The 25,377-nt window shown below is 69.0% G+C and carries 18 protein-coding genes; 10 read left to right on the top strand and 8 right to left on the bottom strand.

Features of this window, described 5'->3' with window-relative positions; all coding sequences use genetic code 11:
• Window positions 1-39: 39 nt before the first annotated feature.
• The 8 genes from hisG to metH form a co-directional block, all read right to left on the bottom strand.
• Window positions 40-891, bottom strand: coding sequence for an ATP phosphoribosyltransferase (gene hisG / locus FCG67_RS10340; protein WP_136909508.1), 852 nt, complete (start codon window positions 889-891; stop codon window positions 40-42).
• A 67-nt stretch (window positions 892-958) separates the two neighbouring features.
• Window positions 959-1,222 carry a phosphoribosyl-ATP diphosphatase gene (locus FCG67_RS10335; RefSeq protein ID WP_136909506.1) on the bottom strand — a complete coding sequence of 88 codons (264 nt, stop codon included), beginning with the start codon at window positions 1,220-1,222 and terminating at the stop codon, window positions 959-961.
• 102 nt (window positions 1,223-1,324) lie between these two features.
• On the bottom strand, window positions 1,325-2,977 hold the full coding sequence (locus FCG67_RS10330) for a dipeptide ABC transporter ATP-binding protein (RefSeq protein WP_136909504.1): 1,653 nt from the start codon (window positions 2,975-2,977) through the stop codon (window positions 1,325-1,327).
• Window positions 2,974-3,795, bottom strand: a complete 822-nt coding sequence (locus FCG67_RS10325; RefSeq protein WP_136909916.1) for an ABC transporter permease — start codon at window positions 3,793-3,795, stop codon at window positions 2,974-2,976. The genes FCG67_RS10330 and FCG67_RS10325 overlap by 4 nt, the downstream gene beginning before the upstream one ends.
• 20 nt (window positions 3,796-3,815) lie before the next feature.
• On the bottom strand, window positions 3,816-4,763 hold the full coding sequence (locus tag FCG67_RS10320) for an ABC transporter permease (protein ID WP_136909502.1): 948 nt from the start codon (window positions 4,761-4,763) through the stop codon (window positions 3,816-3,818).
• A gap of 9 nt (window positions 4,764-4,772) precedes the next feature.
• Entirely contained in the window at window positions 4,773-6,284 is a 1,512-nt protein-coding gene (locus tag FCG67_RS10315; RefSeq protein WP_136909500.1) for an ABC transporter substrate-binding protein, read from the bottom strand.
• A gap of 25 nt (window positions 6,285-6,309) precedes the next feature.
• The gene (locus FCG67_RS10310; RefSeq protein ID WP_425467814.1) at window positions 6,310-7,023 is read right to left on the bottom strand and encodes an HAD family hydrolase; all 714 of its coding nucleotides are present in this window, start codon (window positions 7,021-7,023) and stop codon (window positions 6,310-6,312) included.
• Window positions 7,016-10,585 (bottom strand): methionine synthase, encoded by a 3,570-nt coding sequence (gene metH, locus FCG67_RS10305; RefSeq protein ID WP_136909498.1) that lies wholly within the window; start codon window positions 10,583-10,585, stop codon window positions 7,016-7,018. Before metH ends, FCG67_RS10310 begins: the two co-directional genes overlap by 8 nt.
• Window positions 10,586-10,636: 51 nt before the next feature.
• Here metH and FCG67_RS10300 point away from each other — a divergent pair, with 51 nt between their 5' ends.
• From FCG67_RS10300 to FCG67_RS10255, 10 genes are all read left to right on the top strand, one after another.
• Window positions 10,637-11,533: a PAC2 family protein gene (locus tag FCG67_RS10300; protein ID WP_027501842.1), complete on the top strand. Its 897-nt coding sequence runs from the start codon at window positions 10,637-10,639 to the stop codon at window positions 11,531-11,533.
• Between the two features lie 273 nt (window positions 11,534-11,806).
• Complete coding sequence (gene nirB, locus FCG67_RS10295) at window positions 11,807-14,284, top strand: nitrite reductase large subunit NirB (RefSeq protein ID WP_136909497.1); 2,478 nt, start codon at window positions 11,807-11,809, stop codon at window positions 14,282-14,284.
• The gene (locus FCG67_RS10290) at window positions 14,281-14,607 is read left to right on the top strand and encodes a Rieske (2Fe-2S) protein (protein ID WP_136909495.1); all 327 of its coding nucleotides are present in this window, start codon (window positions 14,281-14,283) and stop codon (window positions 14,605-14,607) included. Before nirB ends, FCG67_RS10290 begins: the two co-directional genes overlap by 4 nt.
• Before the next feature lie 78 nt (window positions 14,608-14,685).
• A complete protein-coding gene (locus FCG67_RS10285) occupies window positions 14,686-18,399 on the top strand; it encodes a nitrate reductase subunit alpha (protein WP_136909493.1) in 3,714 nt (1,237 codons plus the stop codon).
• Between the two features lie 8 nt (window positions 18,400-18,407).
• Window positions 18,408-20,066: a nitrate reductase subunit beta gene (gene narH, locus FCG67_RS10280; protein ID WP_136909912.1), complete on the top strand. Its 1,659-nt coding sequence runs from the start codon at window positions 18,408-18,410 to the stop codon at window positions 20,064-20,066.
• Window positions 20,066-20,764 (top strand): nitrate reductase molybdenum cofactor assembly chaperone, encoded by a 699-nt coding sequence (narJ, locus tag FCG67_RS10275; protein ID WP_136909491.1) that lies wholly within the window; start codon window positions 20,066-20,068, stop codon window positions 20,762-20,764. Before narH ends, narJ begins: the two co-directional genes overlap by 1 nt.
• Complete coding sequence (narI, locus tag FCG67_RS10270; RefSeq protein WP_136909489.1) at window positions 20,761-21,495, top strand: respiratory nitrate reductase subunit gamma; 735 nt, start codon at window positions 20,761-20,763, stop codon at window positions 21,493-21,495. Before narJ ends, narI begins: the two co-directional genes overlap by 4 nt.
• Window positions 21,496-21,633: 138 nt before the next feature.
• Window positions 21,634-22,338, top strand: coding sequence for an MspA family porin (locus tag FCG67_RS10265; RefSeq protein ID WP_136909487.1), 705 nt, complete (start codon window positions 21,634-21,636; stop codon window positions 22,336-22,338).
• 137 nt (window positions 22,339-22,475) lie between these two features.
• A complete protein-coding gene (locus tag FCG67_RS10260; RefSeq protein WP_136909485.1) occupies window positions 22,476-23,969 on the top strand; it encodes a TIGR02677 family protein in 1,494 nt (497 codons plus the stop codon).
• The gene (locus FCG67_RS10255; RefSeq protein WP_136909483.1) at window positions 23,966-25,375 is read left to right on the top strand and encodes a DUF2398 family protein; all 1,410 of its coding nucleotides are present in this window, start codon (window positions 23,966-23,968) and stop codon (window positions 25,373-25,375) included. The genes FCG67_RS10260 and FCG67_RS10255 overlap by 4 nt, the downstream gene beginning before the upstream one ends.
• The last annotated feature ends 2 nt before the right edge of the window (window positions 25,376-25,377 follow it).

Genomic DNA, 25,377 nt, shown 5'->3' with positions numbered 1-25,377 from the left:
CGGGGCCGTTCGACGTTGTTCTACGCGGACGCCGCCGCGTCAAAAGGCCCGGCAGGACCTGATGTCGGACGCCAGGATCGCCTTGGCGCCGATCTCGGCGAGCTGATCCATCACGTCGTTGCTGACCTTGCGCGGCACCAGCGCGCGGATCGCGACCCACGCCTCGTCGGCCAGCGGCGAGATCGTCGGCGACTCCAAGCCGGGGGTGATCCGCAGCGCCTCGTCGAGCAGCGCGCGCGGGCAGTCGTAGTCGAGCATCAGGTACTGCTGCGCGAAGACGACGCCCTGCACGCGGGCGATCAGCTGGTTGCGGGCCTTGTCGGTGCCGTCCGAGCCCTCGCGCTGGATCAGCACGCCCTCGGAGTCGCACAGGGATTCGCCGAAGGCCACCAGGTTGTGCTGGCGCAGCGTGCGACCGGAACCGACGACATCGGCGATGGCGTCCGCGACGCCGAGCTGGATCGAGATCTCCACGGCGCCGTCCAGACGGATGACGGTCGCCTCGATGCCGCGGGCGGCGAGGTCCCTGCGCACCAGATTCGGGTACGAGGTGGCGATCCGGAGGCCTGCCAGGTCGGCGGGCGACCAGTCCTTGCCCGCGGGGGCCGCGTAGCGGAAGCTCGACCGACCGAACCCGAGGGACAGCCGCTCGGAGACCGGGGCGCCGGAATCGAGGGCGAGATCACGACCGGTGATGCCGAGGTCGAGTTCGCCGGACCCGACGTAGATCGCGATGTCCTTGGGGCGGAGGAAGAAGAACTCGACCTGGTTGGCCGGATCGAGGACGGTCAGGTCACGGGAGTCGGTACGGCGGCGGTAGCCGGCCTCGTCGAGGATCTCGGCGGCGGACTCGGACAGCGAGCCCTTGTTCGGTACTGCGACGCGCAGCATGGGGGTGTTCCTTCCGGAAGTGGCGAGAAGTGGCCAGAGGACGTGCGGAGTCGGTGCGGAGCGCGACTCACAGATGTCGGTAGACGTCCTCGAGCTTGAGGCCACGACCGACCATCAGCACCTGCACCCAATAGAGCAGCTGCGAGATCTCCTCGGACAGCGACTCGTCATTCTCGTGCTCGGCGGCGATCCACACCTCACCCGCCTCCTCGAGCACCTTCTTGCCCTGCGCATGGACGCCCGCGTCCAACGCGGCCACGGTGCCGGAGCCCTCGGGACGGGTGGCGGCACGGTCGGTCAGCTCGGCGAACAGCGAATCGAAGGTCTTCACGGGTCACGATTCTTTCACGGACGAGCCGGGACTCCCCACCGCCCCGCCACAACCCGCCCCCAGTGTTGTTTCGAGCGACCTGCAAGCAGTCGGTACGGGGGATCAGAGGTCCGGCAGGACCAGTTTCGGGGCGCTCGCGATGAGCGTTCGCGTGTACTCCTCCCGCGGCCGCTCGTACACGTCCTCGGTCGGCCCGCACTCCACGATCCGGCCCCGGTGCATCACCGCGACCACGTCGCACACGTGCCGGACAACGGCCAGATCGTGCGAGACGAACAGCAACGTCAGCCCGTACTCGTCGACCAGCTCGGCCAGCAGGTCGAGGACCTGAGCGCGCACCGAGACGTCGAGCGCGCTGACCGGCTCGTCCGCTACCAGGATCTTCGGCTTGGTGATCAGGGCGCGGGCGATCGAGATGCGCTGGCGTTGACCGCCGGAGAACTGGTGCGGGTACCGGTGCGCCATCGCCGGCTCCAGCCCGACGGCGGTGAGCATCTGGGCGACGGCCTCGGCCGAACCCGCGCGCGTGTCGAGCGGCTCGGACACCACGTCGCCGACCTTCATCCGCGGGTCGAGCGAACCCATCGGATCCTGGAAGACGATGGAGACATCGCGCCGGAACTGGCGCAGCTCCCGTTCCCGTGCCCCGACGACCTCCTGCCCGTCCACCACGATCGAACCCGCCGTCGGTGTGTCGAGGGCACACAGCAACCGGATCAGCGTGGACTTGCCCGAACCCGATTCGCCGACCACGCCGAACCGCTGGCCGCGACCGATGTCGAACGACGCGTCGGCCAGTGCGTGCACGGGCTCCGCCCGACTCCGGAGCGAGGACCGTGACCCTCGGTAGGTGCGACCGAGCCCCCGCACGGACACCAGCGGCTCGGCCTGCTCGTTCGACACCTGCGCGGCCTCCGTGGGCTCCCCCGGCGCCGGCACCGATACGGCCGCCGCCGTCCCTCTGAGCCTCGACCCGCTCAGGTCCGACGCCTCGAGCAGGGCGCGGGTGTAGGGGTGCTGCGGAGCCCCGAACACCCGCTCGATGGGTCCGGACTCGAGGATCGCCCCGTCCCGCATCACCAGCACCCGGTCGCACAGCGCGGAGACAACGGCCAGGTCGTGCGTGATGAACAGCAACGCGGTGTCGTGCTCGCGGACCGTGGTGTCGATCAGGTCGAGGATCTGCGCCTGCACGGTCACGTCGAGGGCGGTGGACGGCTCGTCGCAGATCAGCACCCGAGGGCGGTTCGCCATCGCGATGGCGATCAGGACCCGCTGCCGCTGCCCACCGGACAGTTCGTGCGGATAGGACCGGGCGATGCGCACCGGGTCGGGAAGATTGACCGCGGCGAGCTGCGCCAGCGCCGCCTCCCGCCGCTCGCCGCGGCTCAGCGCGCCGTCGTGCAGCTCGATCACCTCGGCGACCTGCCTGCCCACCTTCATCAACGGGTTCAGCGCCGTCATCGGCTCCTGGAAGACCATCCCCAGGTCGTCTCCCCGCAGGGTGGTCAGCAACCGCTCCGGCGCGCCGACGAGATTCGCGTCGACGCCGTCGAGGGCGATCGAACCGGTCGCCGACAGCTGGTCCGGCAGCAGCCCCATCAGGCTCAGTGCGGTCAGCGACTTACCCGACCCGGATTCGCCGATCAGCCCCAGCCGCTCACCCCGGTTCAGCGTGAACCCGATTCCGTCCAGCAGGGTGCGACCGCCCGCGCGGACGGTGAGGTCCGAGACCTCGACCAGCGGGCCCGTCACTGCCGCACCGTCTTCGGGTCGAATCGGTCGCGCAGCCCGTCGCCGAGCAGGTTGAACCCGAGCACGGTCAGCGCGATCGCAAGGCCGGGCCACAGCATCACCGCGGGCTGCAGGTACAGGTACGGCTGCGACTCCTGCAGCATCCGGCCCCACGACGGGGTCGGCGGCGGGGTCCCGAAGCCCAGATAGGAGAGCGCGGCCTCGGCCAGCACGGCGATCGCGAAGGTCACCGATGCCTGCACGATCAGCGCGCTGGAGATGTTGGGCAGCACGTGCCGCAGCGCGATCCGCAGCGAGCTCTTGCCCGCCGCCCGCGCCGCCAGCACGTAATCCTTGGCCATCACCTGTCTGGTTCCGCCGCGGGCGACGCGAGCGAACGCGGGCGCGGTCCCGACGCCGAGTGCGGTCATCGCCGTCACCGTCGACCCGCCCCAGACCGCGGCGAAGACGATGGCCAGCAGCAACGCGGGGAACGCAAGGAGCACGTCGTTGCCACGCATCAGGATCTCGTCCGGCACACCGGGGCGCATCCCGGCGGCCACCCCGATCGGGATGCCGATCGACGCCGCGATGGCCACGGCCACGACGCCGACCAGCAGCGTCGTCCTGGCACCGACGAGGAGCGAGCTGAAGATGTCCCGGCCGAAATCATCGGTGCCCAGCCAGTGTCGGGCGCTCGGATGCAGCAGCCGCGCACCGGAGTCGACCACTGTCGGGTCGTAGGGCGTCCAGGCGAAGGAGAGCAGCGCGGCCAACACGACCGCGGCGACCAGTCCGACGCCCAGGGTCAGCGTGCCCGACCACCGAACCCGATTCATGCCGCGCTCCGCATGCTGTGTCATGCCGCGCTCCGCATGCGGGGATCGATCGCGGTGTAGAGCAGGTCCACCACGAGATTGAGCAGCAGCACCATCAACACCAGCACCATCACGATGGACTGCACCTCCGCCATGTCCCGCTGACTCACCTTGTCCAGCAACAGACTGCCGAGCCCGGGCACCACGAAGACCCGCTCGACGACAACGGCCCCGATCAGCAGCGTGGCCAGCTGGAGGCCGGCGACGGTGACCACCGGCACGGCGGCGTTGCGCAACCCGTGCCGCAGCAGCGCTCCCGTCCTGGTCAACCCCTTGGCCCGCGCCGTCCGCAGATAGTCCGCCCCCAGCTCGTCGAGCACGGCGGAACGGACGTACCGCGTCAGTACCGAACCCTGCACCAGTCCAAGAGCCAACGCGGGCAACGTCAGGTAGCTGAGGAACCCGCCGATCCCCTCGATCGGCGCCTGCCAACCGCTCGACGGCAACCAGCCCAGCTCGACGGCGAACACGGTGACCAACAGCACGCCTGCCAGGAACGCCGGGATCGCGATGCCCACCTGGCTGAGCCCGCCGATCAGCACTCCGTCGGGGCGGCTGCGCCGGATCGCGGCAAGGACCCCGAGCGGGATCGCGACCAGCAGCGCGACCACCATGGCCGCACCGACGACCCAGAGCGTGACCTGCAACCGATCGAAGATCTCCGGCCCGACCGGCTGCCTGGTCAGGTAGGACTCGCCCATGTCGCCGTGCAGCATGCCCCACACCCAATTGCCGTAGCGCACATGGGCAGGCGCGTCGAGGCCCATCGCGGTCCGCTCCCTGGCCACCTCCTCGGCCGAGGCCTGCACCCCCAGCGCGATTCGCGCTGGGTCACCGGGGAGCACAGACAGCAACGCGAACACGAGCACCGACGCGAACGCGGCCGTGAGCGCGAAGATACCGAGCCGCCTTGCCAGCGCGATCGCCATCACCCCGCCCTACCCGCGCCGAACCCGGGACAGGTCGAGCGCCAGGGAGGTCGCGTTCGCCGGGAGCCCGGAGATGTCGGCATCGGTCACCGCGAGGAGCGGAAAGAGGAAGAGCCAGTCCGCCGCCGCCTCGTCGGTGATCGTGCGCGCCACCGTCCGCATGTTCTCGACGTAGCCGGCCTCGTCCGCCGCATCGGCCTCCGCGATCAGCCGACTGACCTCGGGATTGCGATAGCCCCAGTAATAGTCGGGATTGCCGAAGGTGACGATGTCCCGCGGCTCGGAGTGCTGGATCACCGACATCTGGTACGCGTGTCTGCCGAACACGGAATCGAGCCACACCGCGGGGAACTCGACCGGATTGGTCTTCACGGTGAAACCGACCTGCTGCAGTTGCGAACTCACCACCTGTGCGGCGGCGGTGGCATAGGGCAGGTTCGGCACGTCGAACCGCACCACGGGATTCGGGGTGCCCGCCTCGGCCAGCAACTCGCGGGCCCGCTGCGGATCGAACGGGTATACGCCGGTGAGATCCTCGTACCAGGGGTCGGTGGGCGGCACCATCGATCCGATGAGCTCGCCGTAGCCCGCATACGCTGTGTCCCGCACGGCCTTCCGATCCACGGCATACATCACCGCCCGGCGGACCCGAATGTCGTCGAAGGGCGCGACCGCCCCGTTCATCGACAGTGTGACCTCGCCGTTGGTGCCGCCCTCGATGACCCGGAACCGGGGATCGGCGCCGAACTGACCGAGCAGTTGCGGGGCCCCGAGACCGTAGATAGCGTCCACCCCGCCGCTGAGCATCGCGTTCGCCTGCGCGGTGGCATCGGCAAAGTACTTCAGCCGCACCGTCTTCATGGCCGGTTGCGCGCCCCAGTAGCGGGGGTTGGCCGCGAGCACCAGCTCCGAGCCCGGGTTCCAGCGCGCCACTGTGAACGGGCCGGTCCCGATCGCGGTGGTGGCCAGCTGGGTGACGCCGCGCGGGGTGAACATGGCGCCGACGGGTCCTGTCATGTTGAACAGCCAGGCGTTGCTCGGCGCCCGCAGGATCACCCGTGCCAGATGCGGCGACGGTGTCTCCACCCGATCGACCACAGCCATCAGCGCAGGCGAGTTCGCGGTCCACTCGGTCTTGACCCGGTCGAGGCTGAACTTGACGTCCTCGGAGGTGAACGCCTCGCCGTCGGAGAAGGTCGCGTCCTCCCGCAGCGCGAACTCGTAGACGGTCCGGTCCGGGCTGACCGTCCACGAGGAGGCCAGCAGCGGGACGATCGCGCCGTGGTCGTCGAGCCGGACCAGCCCCTCGTACACGTTGTCCAGCAACGCCTGCGGGATCGCCGCGCCCGCGGTGCGGGTGAAGTCGAGGTTGTCCGGTTTCGCGGTGAGTGCGACGGTGAACGTATCCGGTCCGCCCGCGCTCGACAGGCCTGCGCCTGCCGAGCAGGACGCCAGCACAGCGACGGCCACGGTCGACGCGGCCACCCCACGCAGGAGCCGACCGGTCCACCGAGGCGTCATGCCGGGAATCCTGCCATGGCTCGGCTCAGGCGTGGACGGTCCGCCACGCCGCGGCGAACCCCGATTCCCCGATCCCCTCGAGGCTCTCCCGGTGCACCCGCCGCGGTCCGACCGGCACCGCGACCTCGCACGGCACCACCAGGACCGCGCAGCCTGCCGCCTCCGCTGCCGCCGAACCGGTCGGCGAATCCTCGACGGCCAGGCAGTGTTCGGGGGCGATGCCGAGCAGTTCCGCCGCACGCAGATACGGATCCGGCTCGGGCTTGCCGCGCGGAACCTCGTCACCGCAGACGGTGACGTCGAAGTGCTCGCGCCCCAACGTGTCCAGCGCCTGCTCGGCCAGCACCCGCTCGGTATTGGTCACCAGCGCGGTGCGCAGCCCGCTCGCGCGCACCGTGCGCAGCGCCTCCCGTGCGCCCGGCCGCCACGGGATGCCGAGCGAGAACAGCTCGGTCACACGGCCGTTCATCCACGCCGCGGCGTCCGCGAGGGCCGCGGGTGTCGGGTCCAGCTCGAGCGCACCGAAGATCATCGCCAGCGCATCGGGGCCGGAGGCGCCGATGATGGCGTGCCGCGTGCTCTCCGACATCACCCCGCCCAGCTCGGCGGCGAGCTCGTGCATGGCGACGTCCCAGAGCTTCTCGGAGTCGAGCAGGGTGCCGTCCATGTCCCAGAGCACGGCCTTGAGATCGGGACCGGACACCGTCATCGACGCCTCGAACACCGAGGCCTCAGACATTGAAGTACTTGGCCTCGGGGTGGTGCAGCACGAACGCATCGGTCGACTGCTCGGGATGCAGCTGCAACTCCTCGGACAGCACAACGCCGATCCGCTCCGGCTCGAGTAGTGCCACCATCTTGGCGCGGTCCTCGAGGTCGGGGCAGGCGCCGTAACCGAACGAGTAACGGGCGCCCCGGTAACCGAGCTTGAAGAAGTCCTCGACGTCGTCGGGATCCTGCTCGGCGAGGTTGTGCCCGCCCGCCAGCACCAGCTCCTCGCGGACCCGGCGGTGCCAGTACTCGGCGAGCGCCTCGGTGAGCTGCACGCCGATGCCGTGCACCTCCAGGTAGTCCCGGTACGAGTTCGCGGCGAACAGTTCGTTCGCGAAGTCCGCGATCGGCTGGCCCATCGTCACCAGGTTCAACGGCAGCACATCGACCTGGCCGGTGCGCCGTGCCTCCTCGCGCGAGCGCACGAAGTCGGCGATGCACAGGAACCGATCCCGGTGCTGACGCGGGAAGGTGAACCGGAACCGTTCCGGCGCATCGGGAGTCGGCTCGGTGAGCACGACCACGTCGTCGCCCTCGGAGACGGCCGGGAAGTAGCCGTACACCACCGCGGCGTGCGCGAGGATGCCGTCGGTGCTGAGCCGGTCCAGCCAGTAGCGCAGCCGCGGCCTGCCCTCGGTCTCCACCAGCTCCTCGTAGGTGGGACCGTCGCCTGCGCGCTGCCCGCGCAGGCCCCACTGCCCCAGGAACAGCGCCCGCTCGTCGAGCAGACCGGAGTAGTCCGCCAGCGAGATGCCCTTGACGATGCGGCTGCCCCAGAACGGCGGCGTCGGGATCCCGATGTCGGTGGCGACATCGGAACGTTCGGGCACCTCGACCGGGACCTCGGCGGCCTTGCGCGCCTCGGCGATTCGCTTCGAGCGCTCGTGGCGCGCCTTGCGTTCGGCGGCCTTCTCCTTCGCGGCCAGTGCCTCGGGGCTGTCCGGGTCCGGTCCACCGCCACGCTTGGTGGTCATGATGGTGTCCATCAGCCGCAGGCCCTCGAAGGCGTCGCGCGCGTAGGACACCTCGCCCTCGTAGATGTCGGCGAGGTCGTTCTCGACGTAGGTCCGCGTCAGTGCCGCTCCGCCGAGCAGGACCGGGAACTGCTCGGAGACGCCCTTGGCGTTGAGCTCCTGCAGGTTCTCCTTCATCACCACGGTCGACTTCACCAGCAGCCCGGACATGCCGATCACGTCGGCCTTCTTGTCGATCGCCGCGTCGAGGATGGTCGCGATCGGCTGCTTGATGCCGAGGTTGACCACCTCGTAGCCGTTGTTGCTGAGGATGATGTCGACCAGGTTCTTGCCGATGTCGTGCACATCGCCCTTGACGGTGGCCAGCACGATCCGGCCCTTGCCGTCCTCGTCGGTGGCCTCCATGTGCGGCTCGAGGTACGCCACGGCCGCCTTCATCACCTCGGCGGACTGGAGCACGAAGGGCAACTGCATCTGTCCGGACCCGAACAGCTCGCCGACGATCTTCATGCCGCCCAGCAGTGTCTCGTTGATGATCACCAGCGGAGGCTTCTCGGTCATCGCCTCGTCGAGGTCGGCCTCGAGTCCGTTGCGCTCGCCGTCGACGATGCGCCGCTCGAGCCGCTCGAACAGCGGCAGACCGGCGAGCTCCTGTGCGCGGGTCTCGCGGGCCGAGGCCGCGGAAACGCCCTCGAACAGCTCCATCAGCTTCTGCAGCGGGTCGTAGCCCTCGCGGCGGCGGTCGTAGACCAGGTCGAGCGCCACCTGGCGCTGCTCCTCCGGGATCCGCGCCATCGGCAGGATCTTCGACGCGTGCACGATCGCGGTGTCCAGGCCCGCCTCCGTGCACTCGTGCAGGAAGACCGAATTGAGGACCTGCCTGGCGGCGGCGTTGAGTCCGAACGAGATGTTCGAGATGCCGAGGGTGAAGTGGATGCGGGGGTGAGACGCCTTCAGCTGTCGGATCGCCTCGATCGTCTCGATGCCGTCCTTACGCACCTCCTCCTGACCGGTCGAGATCGGGAAGGTGAGCGCATCGATGATGATGTCGGACTCGTCGAGGCCCCAGTTGACGGTGATGTCCTCGATCAGCCGCTCCGCGATCCGCACCTTGTGCTCGGCGGTGCGCGCCTGGCCCTCCTCGTCGATGGTCAGCGCGACGACAGCGGCGCCGTGCTCCTTGACCAGCCGCATGATCTTCTGGAACCGCGAATCCGGCCCGTCGCCGTCCTCGTAGTTCACCGAGTTGACCGCGGACCGCCCGCCGAGGTGCTCGAGGCCGGCCCGGATCACCTCAGGTTCCGTCGAGTCGATCATGATCGGCAGCGTCGAGGCGGTCGCGAGCCTGCTCGCGAGTGCGGTCATGTCGGCAGCGCCGTCGCGCCCGACGTAGTCGACGTTGAGGTCGAGCATGTGCGCGCCGTCGCGGGTCTGGTCCTTCGCTATGTCGATGCACCGATCCAGGTCCCCGGAGATCATCGCATCGCGGAATGCCTTGGAACCGTTGGAGTTCGTGCGCTCACCGATCATCAGGATGCTGGCATCCTGCTCGAACGGGACCGCGGCGTACAGCGAGGACGTACCGGGCTCGGGAACCGGGGTGCGCGTGGCCTTCTCGACCAGTCGCACCGCGTCGGCGACCTGACGGATGTGGTCGGGCGTGGTGCCACAGCAACCGCCGACCATGCCGAGCCCGAACTCCGACACGAAGCCGCTCAGGGCCTCCGCGAGTTCCGGTGCGGTGAGCGGGTATTCGGCGCCATTCGCGCCCAGCACGGGGAGTCCGGCGTTCGGCATCACCGACACCGGCAGCGTCGAGTGCTTGGACAGGTGCCGCAGGTGCTCGCTCATCTCCGCGGGCCCGGTCGCGCAGTTGAGGCCGATCATGTCGATGCCCAGCGGCTCGAGCGCGGTCAGCGCGGCGCCGATCTCGCTGCCGAGCAACATGGTTCCGGTGGTCTCGACGGTGACATGGGTGATGATCGGGATCCGGCGTCCGAGCTTCTCCATGGCGTGCTGGCTACCGATGATCGCGGCCTTGACCTGCAGCAGGTCCTGGCAGGTCTCGACCAGGATGGCGTCGGCGCCCGCCTCGATCATGCCGAGCGCGGATTCGGTGTACGCGTCACGGAGCACCGCGAACGGCGCGTGCCCGAGGGTGGGGAGCTTGGTACCGGGCCCCATCGAACCGAGCACGAACCGCGCCATGCCGTCCCGGCCGGGGCCCATCTCGTCGGCGACCTCGCGGGCGATCCGGGTACCGCGCTCGGAGAGATCGCGGATCCGGTGCGAGATGTCGTAGTCCGCGAGGTTGGGCAGGTTGCATCCGAAGGTGTTGGTCTCGACGGCGTCGGCGCCGGACTCGAAGTACGCCCGGTGGATGTCCGCGAGCACGTCGGGGCGGGTTTCGTTCAGGATTTCGTTGCAGCCCTCGAGGCCGAGGAAATCGTCGAGGGTGAGGTCCGCGGCCTGCAGCATGGTTCCCATCGCACCGTCGCCGATGACAACGCGCTGCGACAGCGCATCCAACAGGGCGGAGTGAAATGGGGCAGACATGCCGTCCAGAGTAGTGGGCCCCTTGAAGGACCCTGGTCGTAGGCTGGTCGGGTGAGTCCAAGCGAACCCGAAGTCACGTCCGAGCACGACGCGCCCGCGCTGCGTGACCCCATTCTCGTCGCCGCCTTCGAGGGCTGGAACGACGCGGGCGACGCCGCCAGCGGCGCGGTCGAGCACCTGGAACTCATCTGGGACGCACGACCGCTGGCCGAACTCGACTCCGAGGACTACTACGACTACCAGGTCAATCGTCCGACGGTTCGCCAGGTCGACGGGGTCACCCGCGAGATCGAGTGGCCCGCCACCCGGGTCTCGGTGTGCTCGCCCCCCGGCAGCGAACGGGACGTGCTGATCCTGCGCGGCATCGAGCCGAACATGCGCTGGCGCAGCTTCTGCGACGACCTGCTCGAGATCATCGAGGACCTCGGCGTCACCACCGTGGTCATCCTCGGCGCGCTACTCGCCGACACGCCGCACACCCGGCCGGTGCCGGTCACCGGCACGGCGTACAGCACGGAGTCGGCCGAACGGTTCAACCTGGAACAGACCCGATACGAGGGGCCGACCGGGATCACCGGGGTGCTCCAGGACGAATGCGTCAAGGCCGGGGTTCCCGCGATCTCGTTCTGGGCCGCCGTCCCCCACTACGTGTCGCAGCCCCCGAATCCGAAGGCCACCGTCGCGCTCCTGCAGCGGGTGGAGGAGGTGCTCGACGTGGAGGTTCCGCTCGGCGAGTTGCCGGCACAGGCCGAGGAGTGGGAGCAGTCGGTCACCGAGATGACCAAGGACGACGAGGAGATCACCGAGTACGTTCGCTCGCTGGAGGAGCGCGGCGATGCGGAGGTCGACATCTCGGAGGTCATCTCCAAGATCGACGGCGACGCCATCGCGGCCGAGTTCGAGCGCTACCTGCGCAGGCGTGGACCGGGCAGCTTCGGCGGTCTGTGAGATTCGTCTCTCCCGGTCGGCGGGAGCCCTTTCGGCAGGATCGGCCCCGGCCCGCGGGGCCGATCCTGCCAGATCACAGGCCTGTGATTCATGTCCTGACATGTGGCCTCTCCGGCCGGTGAGTTCTTCCTGATTCCCACGTAACCTCTGCGCATCCACTTCGTCACCGGAGCGCAGCACCCTCGAATCCATGACGAGCACACGGCGGTACCTGCGCAGCGTGGACAGGTACACCGGCGGGGCCGTCACGGACCTCGGACAGGTGGTGCTCTGATGCGACGACTGGTTGTGATCGGCAACGGAATGGCGGGCGCCCGCACGGTGGAGGAGATCCTCGCCAGAGGCGGCCGCGACCAGTTCGACATCACGATGATCGGCGACGAGCCGTACGGCAACTACAACCGGATCATGCTCTCGCACGTGCTGGCGGGCGAGTCCAGCACCGACGACGAGGACCTGATCCTCAACCCGATGAGCTGGTACCGGGAGAACGGCGTGACGCTGTACGCCGGCGACCGCGCCATCCGGCTCGACCGGTTCGCCAAGACCGTGACCTGCGAGAGCGACCGCGAGGTCGCCTACGACGTCCTGATCGTCGCGACCGGCAGCAACACCTTCTTCCCGAACATGGACGGCCTGCGCGAGGCCGACGGACGGCTCGCGCGGGGCGTGTTCGGATTCCGCACCATCGCCGACACGAACGGCATGCTGCAGATGGCACAGGCCGAGGACGACGTCTCCGCGGTGGTCATCGGCGGCGGTCTGCTCGGGCTCGAGGCGGCCTACGGGCTGCGCACCCAGGGGCTGACGGTCAACGTCGTCCATTCCCCCGGGCACCTGATGAACCAGCAGCTCGACGAGCGCGGCGGATCGGTGCTGCGCGCCAAGATCGAGGCGCTTGGCGTTGGTGTGCACACCTCGGTCCGGACCGACGCGGTGCTGCACGACGAGCAGGGACGGGTGACGGGTGTCGCCTTCACCGACGGCAGCTCACTCGCCGCCGACATGGTCGTCGTCACCGCCGGAATCCGACCGAACACCGAGCTGGCCCGCGCGGGCGGACTGGTGATCGAACGCGGCATCGTCGTCGACGACCAGATGCGCTGCGAGGACGAGGGTTCGGTCTACGCGGTCGGCGAGTGCGCACAGCACCGCGGCGAGCTGTACGGACTCGTCGCGCCGGTATGGGAGCAGGCCGTGGTGCTGGCCGAACACCTCACCGGTTCGAATCCCGAAGCCGCCTACGAGGGTTCACGGTCGACCACCAAGCTGAAGGTCGCAGGCGTCGACGTCGCGGCGATGGGCGTCAAGGGCCCCGAACTCGACGGCGACGAGTTCCTCCAGTTCTACGATTCGCGCAACGGCACCTACAAGAACGTCGTGGTGCGCGACGGCAAGCTGATCGGGGCGACCCTGATGGGCGAGGTCGGCAAGGCCGGGATGCTGACCCAGGCCTTCGACGGCAAGATCGAACTCCCGGAGGACCGCCTCAGCCTGCTGTTCGACCTCGCCGACGGCGGCGCCGCGACCAGCGCGGCCGACCTGCCGGACGACACCCAGGTCTGCAACTGCAACGGGGTCAGCAAGGGCGACATCGTGTCCTGCGTGCACGCGGGCGCGTCCTCGCTCGGCGAGGTCATCGCGAAGACCAGGGCGGGAAAGGGCTGCGGCTCCTGCAAGGGGCTCGTGGCCGACATCGTCGCCTGCGCGGCGGGTGGCGCGCTGGTGCCGGATCCGTCCGCCGACTGGTACGTCCCGTGCATCCCGATGACCAAGGCCGAGCTGATCTCCGCGATCCGGGAGCAGGACCTGCGCGCGGTCTCCCAGGTGTTCACGGCACTCGCGACCGACGGCACCGAGGACGCGGGGTCCAAGATGCCGCTGGCCTCGCTGCTGCGCACCATCTGGGGACCGGACTGGGTCGACGAGCGCGGCGCCCTCTTCATCAACGACCGGGTGCACGCGAACATCCAGCGGGACGGCACCTTCTCGGTGGTGCCGCAGATGAAGGGCGGGGTGACCACCCCGGACCAACTGCGCCGCATCGCCGATGTCGCCGACAAGTACCAGGTGCCGCTGGTGAAGGTCACCGGCGGCCAGCGCATCGACCTGCTCGGCATCCGCAAGGAAGACCTGCCCAAGGTGTGGGGTGATCTGGACATGCCGTCGGGCTACGCCTACGGCAAGAGCATGCGCACGGTGAAAACCTGTGTCGGCAGCGACTTCTGTCGGTACGGTCTTGGCGACTCGACCGCGTTGGGCATCGCACTCGAGGAGCGGTTCCAGGGGCTCGAGACGCCCGCCAAGCTCAAGCTGGCGGTCGCGGGCTGCCCGAGGAACTGCTCCGAGGCGCTGTGCAAGGACTTCGGCGTGGTCTCGGTGGGCGAGGACCGGTGGGAGATCTATGTCGGCGGCGCGGCGGGGGCCCACATCCGAAAGGGCGATCTGCTCGCGACCGTCGAATCGTCGGACGCGGTACTCGACGTGGCAGGCCGCTTCATCCAGTACTACCGCGAGGACGCGAAGTGGCTGGAACGCACATATGCCTGGGTTCCACGGGTGGGACTGGAACACTTGCAGGCCATACTGATCCGCGACGAGGAGGGGGCCGTGGCCGGGTTGGACGAGCGCATGGCCATCGCGGTCGCCGGGTACCGCGACCCATGGCAGGAACGCACCGAACCGAAATCGCCGGCACAGTTCGTGCCGTCGCTTCCGCTGCTCCCGCTCCCCCAGGTGCCGGTCCGATGACCGCCATCGCCGAGGGCGCGACGCCGACGACGCTCGGCGCGGTCACCGACCTGACCCCGGGCGAGGGCAGGGCGTACGTCGTCCGTGGGCTCCAGCTGGCGGTGTTCCTGTTGTCGGACGGCACGATCCGCGCGATGGATGCGGTGTGCCCGCACAAGGGCGGCCCGCTCGCCGACGGTCAGATCGACGGCGGCGTCGTGATGTGTCCGCTGCACCAGTACGCGTTCTCCTTCGACACGGGCGCGTGCACCTCGGAGGGTGTCGGCGCGGCGCAGACCTACACGGCCCGGGTCGTCGACGGAATGGTGACGGTCGACATCTAGGCACCTGGCACACAAGACGCAGCTCAACAAGTGGGGCCCAGCCGGCGGCAGGGCCCGAAGATCCTCGGAGAGGTACCGATGCCAATCTCGACCAAGCCCGGCAGCACAACCGGAGTCGCGGGAACAGATCTCGCCGATTCCCTGCTCAAGTTCGGCAAGCACTTCCAGCGCGGCGAGGCCTCCGAGGACCTGCGCACGCTGTACCAGATCGGCGGCCGCTCGTCGGACGAGTTCTACCGCGACCGGATGTCCTACGACAAGGTGGTCCGGTCGACGCACGGCGTGAACTGCACCGGTTCCTGCTCCTGGAAGATCTACGTCAAGGACGGGATCATCACCTGGGAGGCCCAGCAGACCGACTACCCGTCGATCGGCCCGGACAAGCCCGAGTACGAGCCGCGCGGCTGCCCCCGCGGCGCCTCGTTCTCCTGGTACACCTACTCGCCCGCGCGGGTCCGTTACCCGTACGTGCGCGGTGTGCTGCTCGAGATGTACCGCGATGCCAAGGAACGCCTCAAGGATCCCGTGCTCGCGTGGGAGGACATCGCCTCCGACCCCGAGAAGTCCAAGCGCTACAAGTCCGCCCGCGGCAAGGGCGGCTTCGTCCGAGCCGAGTGGTGGGAGGCCGCCGAGATCGTAGCGGCCGCGCACGTGCACACCATCAAGAAGTACGGCCCCGACCGCGTCGCCGGGTTCTCGCCGATCCCCGCCATGTCGATGGTCAGCCATGCGGTCGGCACCCGGTTCATCTCGCTCATCGGTGGCGCGATGCTGTCCTTCTACGATTGGTATGCCGACCTTCCCGAGGCCTCGCCGCAGGTGTTCGGCGACCAGACCGACGTGCCCGAATCGGCCGACTGGTTCGACGCCGGCTACCTGATCATGTGGGGCTCGAACGTCCCGGTCACCCGAACTCCGGACGCCCACTACATGACCGAGGCCCGCTACCGCGGCCAGAAGGTCGTCGTGGTCTCCCCCGATTACGCCGACAACACGAAGTTCGCGGACCAGTGGCTGCCCGCTCGCCCTGGCACCGACGGCGCCCTCGCGATGGCGATGGGTCACGTGATCCTCAAGGAGTTCTTCGTCGAGAAGAACACCGAACGGTTCACCGAGTACGTCAAGAAGTACACCGACCTCCCGTACCTGATCACGCTCGACGAGCGGGGCGACGGGTACGTGCCCGGAAAGTTCCTCACCGCAGCCGATCTCGGTGACTCCGCGGAGGGCGCCGAGCACAAGACGGTGCTGCTGAACGCGGAGACCGGTGAGGCGGTCGTCCCCGGCGGCTCGCTGGGCCACCGGTTCACCGAATCCGGCAAGGGCCACTGGAACCTCGACCTGCACGGCGTCGACCCGCTGATGACCATGCACGAGGATCCGGGGATGGCGGCCAACGCGGTCGCCGTGGACTTCCCGCGCTACGACACCTCCACCCCGGGGGTGCTGCGCCGCGGTGTGCCGACCCGGATGGTGGCAGGCAGGCGCGTGACCACCGTGTTCGACCTCATGCTCGCCCAGTACGGCGTCGGACGTCCGGACCTGCCCGGCAACTGGCCCACCGGCTACGACGACACCGAGGAGCCGTACACCCCCGCGTGGCAGGAGGGCATCACCGGCGTCTCGGCTGCCGCCGCGGCGCGCGTCGCCCGCGAGTTCGCCGACAATGCCGACCGGTCGGGCGGCCGCTCGATGATCCTGATGGGCGCGGGCACCAACCACTGGTTCCACTCCGACCAGATCTACCGGTCCTTCCTCACCCTGACCATGCTCACGGGCTGCCAGGGCGTCAACGGCGGCGGCTGGGCACACTACGTCGGACAGGAGAAGTGCCGGCCTGTCACCGGTTGGGCGACACTCGCATTCGGCTCGGACTGGTCCCGGCCCGCCCGACAGATGCAGGGCACGATCTTCTGGTACCTGGCCACCGACCAGTGGCGCTACGACCCCTTCACCGCCGAGGTGATGTCCTCGCCGCTGGCGAACGGCACGTTCGCGGGCCGCACGGCGGCGGACAACATCGCCCTCGCCACCCGCCTCGGTTGGATGCCGAGCTACCCGACCTTCAACCGCAATCCCCTCGACCTGGCGGACGAGGCGGACCGGCTGGGCAAGAGCGCGGCCGAGCACGTGGTGGACGGTCTCAAGACCGGTCACCTGCAGTTCGCCGTCGAGGACCCGGACGCGCCCGAGAACTTCCCGCGCTGCCTCACGGTGTGGCGCTCGAACCTGCTCGGCTCGTCCGCGAAGGGCAACGAGTACTTCCTCAAGCACCTGCTCGGCGCCGATTCGAACCTCAATGCCCGCGACTCCGAGGGGATTAGGCCCGAGGAGCTGATCTGGCGGGACGAGGCACCGGCAGGCAAGCTCGACCTGCTCACCACGCTGGACTTCCGGATGACGAGCACCACGCTGTTCTCCGACGTCGTGCTGCCGGCCGCCACCTGGTACGAGAAGCACGACCTGTCCAGCACGGACATGCACCCGTTCGTGCACGCCTTCTCCCCCGCCATCTCCCCGCCCTGGGAGACCAAGACCGACTTCGAGGCGTTCCACCGCATCGCCCGCGGCTTCAGCTGGCTGGCCGAGAAGCACCTCGGCACCCGGCGCGACATCGTCGCGATGCCGCTGATCCACGACACCAACGACGCCACCGCTCAGCCCGGCGGCCGGGTGCTGGACTGGAAACGCGGTGAATGCGAGCCGATCCCGGGCAGGACGATGCCGAAGATCGTCGTCGTCGAGCGGGACTACGCGGCGATCGCGGAGAAGCTCGGCGCGCTCGGCCCTCTGGTCGAGGAGCTCGGCCTCACCACCAAGGGAGTCACCACCCATCCCACCGAGGAGGTCGAGTACCTGCGCGGCGTGAACGGAACGGTGCAGACCGGCGTCGCGGCCGGGCGTCCCTCGCTGGCCAAGGACAAGCACGCCTGCGAGGCGATCCTCGCGCTGTCGGGCACAACCAACGGACGGCTGGCCACCCAGGGCTTCGAGCACCTGCAGGAGCGCACCGGGACCGAGCTGGTCGACCTGGCCGCCGAGAACGAGGGCACCCGAATCCGTTTCGCGGACACCCAGGCCCGGCCGGTGCCGGTGATCACCTCGCCGGAATGGTCGGGGTCGGAGACCGGCGGCAGGCGGTACTCGCCGTTCACCATCAACACCGAGCGGCTCAAGCCCTGGCACACCCTCACCGGCAGGCAGCACTTCTACCTCGACCACGACTGGATGGCCGAGCTCGGTGAGCAGCTGCCGATCTTCCGTCCACCGCTCGACATGACGGCGCTGTTCAGCGAGCCCGCGGTGGGCGAGACCCATGGAAACGGGGTCGGCGGCACCGTCACCGTCCGGTACCTCACCCCGCACTCGAAGTGGTCGATCCACTCGGCGTACCAGGACAACCTGCACATGCTCACGCTCTCGCGCGGCGGCCAGTCCATCTGGATGTCCGACGTGGACGCCGCCAAGATCGGTGTGGCGGACAACGACTGGATCGAGGCGAGCAACCGGAACGGCATCGTCGTCGCCCGCGCCATCGTCAGCCACCGGATGCCCGAGGGCACCGTCTTCATGTACCACGCCCAGGATCGCGCGGTAGACGTGCCGCGCACCGAGCGCACCGGAAAGCGCGGCGGCATCCACAACGCGCTGACCCGGCTGATGATCAAACCCTCGCACCTGATCGGCGGCTACGCCCAGCAGTCCTTCGCGATGAACTACCACGGCCCGACCGGCAATCAGCGCGACGAGGTCACCACGATCCGCCGCCGCGACCAGGAAGTGACGTACTGATGAGAGTTATGGCGCAGATGGCCATGGTGATGAACCTGGACAAGTGCATCGGCTGCCACACCTGCAGCGTCACGTGCAAGCAGGCCTGGACCAACCGTGGCGGCGTCGAGTACGCCTGGTTCAACAACGTGGAAACCCGCCCTGGCCAGGGTTATCCGAGGCAGTACCAGGACCAGGAGAAGTGGAAGGGCGGCTGGACGCTCAACAAGCGCGGCAAGCTGACGCTGCGCACCGGCTCCCGGCTCAAGCGCCTGCTCAACATCTTCGCCAATCCCGACCTGCCGACGGTCTCGGACTACTACGAGCCGTGGACCTACGACTACGAGAACCTGCTGGCCTCGCCTGCCATGGACACGGTCCCGGTCGCCCGCCCGAAATCGCTGCTGACCGGTGAGGACACCAAGGTCACCTGGGGTGCCAACTGGGACGACGACCTCGGCAGCGGACCCGAGCAGGTCGGCAAGGATCCGTTGCTGGCCAAGGTCTCCACCAAGGTCAAGCTCGAGTTCGAGCAGACCTTCATGTTCTATCTGCCCCGCATCTGCGAGCACTGCCTGAACCCGGCCTGCGCGGCATCCTGCCCCTCCGGAGCGATCTACAAGCGTTCCGAGGACGGCATCGTGCTCGTCGACCAGGACAAGTGCCGCGGCTGGCGCCAGTGCGTCACCGGCTGCCCCTACAAGAAGATCTACTTCAACCACAAGACCGGCAAGGCCGAGAAGTGCACGTTCTGCTACCCGCGGATCGAGGTCGGCATCCCGACCATCTGTTCGGAGACATGCGTCGGCCGGCTGCGGTACATCGGCGTGATGCTGTACGACGCCGACGCGGTGCTGGAGGCCGCCTCGGTCACCGATGACAAGGATCTCTACCCGTCGCAGCTGGGTGTGTTCCTCAACCCGCACGACCCGAGGGTGGTCGCCGAGGCCGAGCGGGCGGGCATCTCCGCCGAGTTCATCGAGGCCGCGCAGAACTCCCCGGTCTACAAGCTGATCGTCGACTATCAGGTGGCGCTGCCGCTGCACCCGGAATACCGCACCATGCCGATGGTCTGGTACATCCCGCCGCTGTCGCCGATGGTCGAGGCCCTCTCGGACACCGGCCACGACGGCGAGGAGGCCGACAACCTGTTCGGCGCCATCGACTCGCTCCGCATCCCGGTCGAGTACCTGGCCGAACTCTTCACGGCGGGCGAGATCGGGCCCGTACGTGCCTCCCTGCAGCGTTTGGCGGCGATGCGCGCGCACATGCGCCGGGTCAACCTGGGTGAGCCGACGCGGCCCGAGGTCGCGAACGCGGTTCGGTTGACCGAGACCGAACTGGAGTCGATGTACCGACTGCTCGCGATCGCGAAGTACGAGGACCGGTACGTCATCCCGAACGGGGCGGGCTCCGACGCCCACCGGCTCGACGCGCTCGCCACCGGGTGCAGCCTCGAGGGCGACGGCGGGCCGGGCATGACCGCGTTCGACGTGATGGCCGACAAGTTCCATCTCACCGAGCAGGTCGTCGACACCAATTCCGGTGCGGCACCGGACAACAAGTCCGGCCGGATCAACCTGCTCAACTGGGACGGCAAGAGCACAAGGGGGCTGATCCCGGCGGCGGCGGGATCCGGCACCGGGCCGGGCACCGGCATCCCGACGCCGGGATCGGACGGCGCCTGATGGTCGCGCTCGGATTGCGCCGCAAGGTGTCCAACAAGTTCCGGCCAGGGGCGGAGGCGACGCTGTCCGAGCGGGACCAGCGGGTCGTGTGGCGGATCGCCGCCCTCCTGCTGGACTACCCGACGGAGCAGACGCTGGGGATGCTCGGCGATCTGCGCGCGGCGGCCGAGACGGTGCCGGGGCAGCCGGGCGGCGACCTGGCTGCCTGCGTGGACTTCATGCAGCGCACGCCCCGGATCGAGCTGTCGTCGCTGTACGTCGAGACGTTCGACCTGCGTCGGCGCAGCAGTCTGCACCTGTCCTACTACGCGTACGGAGACACCCGTAATCGTGGAATGGCGCTGCTGCGCTTCAAGAACGCCTACCGCAACGGCGGCGTGACGCTGGGTGACCACGAGCTGCCCGACTTCCTGCCCGTGGTCCTCGAGTTCGCGGCGACGACCGATGCCGCGCGCGGGTGGCGGCTGCTGGTCGAACACCGAGCCGTCGTCGAGGTGCTCCGACTGTCGCTGCGCGACAGCGACTCCCCCTTCGCTGCCGTCCTGGACGCGGTCTGCGCGACCCTGCCGGAACTCGATACCGACGACCGGCAGAAGGTGGCGAAGATGGCGTCCGAGGGGCCACCCGAGGAAGCGGTCGGCCTCGACACGTACGCGCTCGACCCCGCATTGCACCCCGAGATGGGAGAACGACGGTGACCACGCTGATGTGGCTGACCCTGCCCTATATCGCCCTCACCTCATTCGTGGTCGGGCATATCTGGCGCTACCGCAAGGACCAGTTCGGCTGGACCACCCGCTCCTCCCAGATGTACGAGAGCCGTCTGCTGCGCCTGGGCAGCCCGCTGTTCCACTTCGGCATCCTGGCCGTGCTCGCGGGGCACATCGGCGGCGTGCTGATCCCGGCCAGTTGGACAGAGGCGCTGGGCATCTCCGATCACACCTATCACCTGCTCGCGGTCGGATTGGGTGTGCCTGCGGGAATCGCCACCGTCGTGGGCCTGTCCATTCTCGTGTACCGGCGGATCAGTGTTCCTGCCGTGCGTCAGTCCAGCAGCACCAGCGACAAGATCATGTACGTGCTGTTCATCGCCGTCATCGCGACCGGGATGTACAACACTCTCGGAGAGAACCTGATCCTGGGCGATTACAACTACCGCTCGACGGTCTCGCCCTGGTTCCGCAGCCTGTTCACGCTGAACCCCCAGCCGGACCTGATGGTCGGCGTCCCGCTGAGCTTCCAACTGCACGGGCTGACGGTGCTGGCGCTCCTGGCGATCTGGCCGTACACCCGCCTGGTGCACGTGTTCAGCGCGCCGATCGGATACCTGGGCCGGCCGTACATCGTCTACCGGAGCAAGGACGTCAAGCGCCCCGGCGGCAACCGTTACGACAAGGCCTGGGAGACCGCAAACCAGAACCGCGCGTGAACACTCACCGCCACACCGTCGAAAATGTCGCGGCATCCTTACAGATCAACTAGCGTTCGAGAAGCATCGGGGATCTGTGTTGATTTGAGCCAATCGCAAGTACGTGATCGGAAAACTCGACCGAACGGATGTGGATTCATGGCAAGAATTCGTGGACCTCGGCGCCGCCGCGGAACCGGGCCCCGTCGAGCGGCTGCGATCGCCGCGGTTGCGGCCGTCGGAATGGTTCTGGGCAACGGCACCTCGGCGGCGGTGGTCAACAATGCGAACAGCCTCATCGACGGCGCGGGTAATCGCGTCGAAGTCTCACAGGGCGACACCTTCATCAATGCCGTGCCGCCACTCGACAGCTCACCGCTGAGCCGGGAGTTCTTCCACAACGGCTACGCGCAGGTCACCATCGACGGCCCAACGGCAGCTAGTTTCACCGGCACCAAGCTGTCCTTCGGCTACCAGATCGGCTACCCGGTCGCCCTCACGGGCGCGTCGGTACAGCTGAACACCCCCGGCCTCGGCTTCGAGCTCGAGCACACCGACGGCATCATCTTCGGCGACGTGTTCGGCGAACCCGACGTCGAGCTGGGCTTCGAGAACCGCGGCATGCTGGCAGGCGACATCATCCCGCAACAGAATCTGATCGTCGACCTCGAACCCGGCGGTATCACCGACGTCCCGCTGGTCAGCGAGAAGGAGTTCGACGGCCCGGGGGCCAGGATCCGGCTCGCGGGTGTGCACGGCAGCATCTCGGGGGCCCTCGGACAGGTCACACTCCGCCCGTACGCCCGGGTCGAGACCGCATCCGGTGACATCGCGATGACCTACGGCGCGCCGGTGCCGCTGTAGGCCGGACACAGGGCAGCACGAGGGCCGGGGGACGCGGGTTCGCGTCCCCCGGCCCTCGTCCGTGCACCGGGTGGTCGGCCGTGAAACGCCGATCCCAACGCCCGCTAGGTGCCGTCCGGTCCCCTACCCTGTTCACGATGAGTGATTCCGGAACGCCCGCCGCGGGCCCGCGCGATGACCGGCTGCGGCTGTTCGCCTTCACCAGCGCGGAGAAGCGCGGCGAGTACCTGTGGGTGCTGCGGGCGTTCGATCACGCAAGGGCGAATTACGTGGTGCTGCTGCACGCGGGCGAGATCGCCGAGATCCTCGGCCGGATCGCGGGCGACGACCAGGCCGGCCGGCTGACCGGGGTCGAGATCACGCCGCTGCTCGAGCAGCTGCACCTGTGGGGTGTGCTCGAACGCAGCTACGACGGCAGCCGGGCGGCCACCCTCGCCGAGTACCGCAACCGGCACTTCGTGTACCAGTTCAGCCAGGCCGGCTACCAGGCCTTCCGGGCGGTCGAGGACGTGCTCGGGGCCCGGCTCGAGGACGCCTCGCTCTCCCGACTCGCGCTGCCCGACCTGCTGGCGGACATGCGGGAACTCGCCGAGGCGAACCGGGCCGCCGACGGCGACCTGATCTACCGCAAACTCAGCAGGCTCGATTCCACGCTGTCGGACATGGCGTCCAGGGCGGCCCAGTTCTACCTCACCCTCGGCGACCTGGTGCGCACCACCGAAATCACCCCCGAGTCGTTCCTCGCGCACAAGGACGCGCTGCTGACCCACATGCGCGAGTTCAGCTCGGATCTGGCCCGGTATGCACCCAAGCTCGCGGGGGCCATCGCGGCCGTCGAGGAGACCGGGATCGACCGCCTGGTGGCCAGGGCCGCGGCCAGCGACGAGCGGGTGCTGCTGCCCCTGCACGAACGCGAAGACGACTGGCGGTCCCGGTGGTCGGGGCTCAAGCACTGGTTCGTCGCCGACGGCGGCGTCAGCGAATCGGACCGGCTGCGGGAGGGCACCATGAGCGCCATCGCCGCGGTGCTCTCGCTGCTGCGCCGCGTCACCGAGACGCGCAAGGGGGGCGTGAGCCGGGAGAGCCAGCTACGGCACCTGGCCGGCTGGTTCGCGGCGACCCCGACCGAGGACGCCGCGCACGCGCTGTACCAGGCCGTTTTCGACCTCGGCAGGCCGAGGCACCTGTCGATGCTGCACCCCGACGCCGACATCATCCCCGAGTCGCGGTCCTGGTGGGAGGCCCCGCCGGTGGAGATCTCGCGCACCCTCGCCGAGACCGGCCGCACCCCGTCCCCCGGCCTGCCCGGCCGGGTGCAACGCAACGACGCCAGCATCCGCCGGCTGCGCGAGGGTCAGCTCGCGGCGCAGCGGGCCCGCGCCACAGCGGCGAAGTCGCTGGCCACCGGCGGCGTCTACGACCGGGTCCTCGACGAGCAGGAGACCGAGGTGCTGCTGAGCCTGCTCAACGCCGCGCTGACCGCGCGGGTGCCGGTGAGCGGTCGGGTCGGCAGCTCGACCGGCGCCGAGAACGGGGTCCGGTTGACGCTGCGCCCGCACGATGAGTCGACGACGGTCCAGACCGCCCGCGGCAGGCTGCACCTCGACCGGCTGCAGGTGAGCGTGCAGTGAGGGCGCGCGAGATCCCGTCGTTGGCCCTGGACTCCTACCAGCGCGCGGCACGGATCATCCTCTCCAATCACCTTGTCACACAGACATATCCGGATCGGATCGCGCTGCCGCTGCTGCGCAGGTGGGCCACCGAGCTCCGCGAGGACCTCCTCGAACTGTTCGGTTACCGGCTCGAGGTCACCGAGACGACGGCACGGCTGTTCACCGTGACCGACCGGCTGGACCCCACGGCGGCGGCCAGGACCGGCACCGACCGCACCTTCGACCGGCACCGCTACGCCTACCTGGCGCTGTGTCTCGCGGCACTCGGACGCGCCGGGAACCAGATCACCCTCTCGGAGCTGGCGGATCACGTCGCGGCCGACGCCACCCAGATCGACGGCGTGGAACTGTCCACCGAGCGGGCGGCCGACCGGGACGCGTTCGTCGACGCGGTCGGCTGGCTGGCGGCCAGGGGCGCCATCGCCCTCGCGGACGGCGACGCGGGCGGTTGGGCGGCCAACCCCAGCGCGGGCGAGGCGCTGTACGACATCGACCGCTCCGTCGTGGTCGCGCTCTTCCGGCCGCCACGCGCCCTCCAGCACCTGACCTCGATCAGGGGCCTGCTGGCGGGACCGGAGGTGCAGCCGGCTGATGAGGACGGGCTCGTGCCCGACCGGCCAACGGACCCGAGGGAGACCGCGAGGCGGGTACGCCGGGCGCTGGTGGAACGCCCGGTGGTCTACGCGGACGAGCTCGACGACGACGAACGCCTCCAGCTGGCGCTGCCGCGGACGGCGGCGGACGTCGAGGTCCTGACCGGCCTGGCTGCAGAGCGACGGGCCGAGGGCATCGCGCTGATCGACACGTCCGGCCGGATGTCCGACCTGCGCTTCCCGAGCACGGGCACCGTCGCCCAGGTGGCCCTGCTGCTGGCGGGCGAGATAGCGGACCGGGTGCTGGACCCGGACGCGAGCGAACTCGTCCGGGTTCCGGCCCCGCAGTCCCGCACCGCCGCCCTGATCGACGCGCTCGACGGCGCCATCCCGGCGGCAGGCGTGTTCCAGGGTCTGGCCGAGGAGCCGTCCGACGACCCGGCACCGGATCCCGGGTCCGGCCCCGAGCCCGCGCTGTTCCCGCTCATCGACGACGCCTGGATCGCGGCCGCGGTGGCGGAGCTGGTGCGACGGTACGGCCGGACCTTCGCGGCGCAATGGCAGGCCGACCACGACGGACTGCGCGAGCAGGCCGTCGCGCTGCTGGACAAGCAGCGATTGCTCCGGCGCACCGAGGGCGGCGTGCTCGTGCTGCCCGCGCTGGCCCGCTATCGCGGCGTCGTCGTGAACGTCCGCGACCGGGCCAGCCAGCCCGAATTGTTCACCGACGATGCCGAACTCGCAGCCCCGTCCGAACCAGTAGAGAAGTAGAG

It is taken from the genome of Rhodococcus oryzae, from assembly GCF_005049235.1.
GTDB lineage: Bacteria > Actinomycetota > Actinomycetes > Mycobacteriales > Mycobacteriaceae > Rhodococcus_G > Rhodococcus_G oryzae.
The sequence above is the reverse complement of the archived record's forward strand: the minus strand, read 5'-3'. Positions and strand labels throughout refer to the sequence as shown.